This is a genomic window from Antrihabitans spumae (assembly GCF_043944905.1).
Classification (GTDB): domain Bacteria; phylum Actinomycetota; class Actinomycetes; order Mycobacteriales; family Mycobacteriaceae; genus Antrihabitans; species Antrihabitans spumae.
In genome coordinates, this window is sequence record NZ_JBIMSN010000088.1 from 1 (window position 1) to 1217 (window position 1217).

Here is a 1217-nt window from a genome sequence, read left to right on the forward strand (position 1 = left end):
CCAGCAACACATTTGATGACTTCTGAAGAATCAGTCCACTTAAGCAGATAAGCAGTACATGCTTTCGAACCCGACACCGCAACCCACCGCGGCGGTGGAAGCTGCGATGGTCGCGTTCGAAACAGCTCTCCAAGGGTTACGTGACGTCGGATTCGGCGAACTGTCGAACAACCGCGACCGCCTCGACCTCGTGCAACGATTCGAAACCGGAACACGCACGATCTCCGGTTTCGGAACCGTCCTGATCGCCGACATGCAGGAACAATGGATTCCCGGCGAACTCGGCGACTACCGCCTCGCCGACGTCCTCGCCGACACGTTGCGGATCTACCCCGGCGAAGCCAAAGCACGCCGCAAGATCGCTGAAGACCTCGGACCGCGCACCGGATTCTCCGGTGCACCTCTCGACCCGGTCTACCCGAACACCGCCGCAGCCCACGCCGACGGAGCGATCGGCCGAGCCCACATCAATGTCATCCGCGAATTCTTCGCCCAGGTCCCCAGCTACGTCGACGCCGAGACCCGCGAACAAGCCGAAGCGAAACTGGCCGAGCAAGCCCGGATTCTGCGGCCCGACCAACTCCGCCGCGCAGGCAACCGGATCCTCGCCTATTTGAACCCCGACGGCAACGCACCCGAGGTGGACCGCGAACGCAAACGCAGCTTCCTCCTCGGCAAACAAGGCACCGACCTGATGACCAAGGGGAGTTTCTGCGTCGACCCGGAATTACGCGCCTACCTCGAGGCGCTGTTCGCGAAATACGCCAAACCCGGCGTCGGGAACCCGGCAGATACCGACTCCACCGTCGAGGACGAACCCGCCGACGAGGTCGCCCACCGTGACGACCGGTCGGTCGGGCAACGTCAACACGACGGGTTGAAAATGGTGCTACGCGACGCGCTCGCCTCCGGCACCCTCGGCCAACACCGTGGACTGCCGGTCACCGTCGTGGCGACCATGACCGTCAAAGAGCTCGAAGAGGCCACCGGGCAGGCCATCACCGGTGGTGGATCGCTACTTCCGATCCGAGATGTCGTCAGGATGGCGGCTCACGCGCATCACTACCTCGCGTTGTTCGATGATGATGGTCGCCCGATCTATCTCGGCAGATCCAAACGCATCGCGCAGGGTGATCAGCGTTTGGTCCGCTACGCCCTGGACAAAGGGTGCACCTTCCCGGCATGTTGGCGACCAGCCAATATGTGTCAGTGTCATC

The 1217-nt window shown here is 62.5% G+C and carries 1 protein-coding gene; it reads left to right on the forward strand.

Going from position 1 to position 1217, the window contains the following annotated elements; genetic code table 11:
- Window positions 1-58: 58 nt before the first annotated feature.
- Window positions 59-1217: 13E12 repeat family protein (locus tag ACHIRB_RS19415; RefSeq protein ID WP_395127749.1), on the forward strand; the 1159-nt coding region annotated here is incomplete at its 3' end.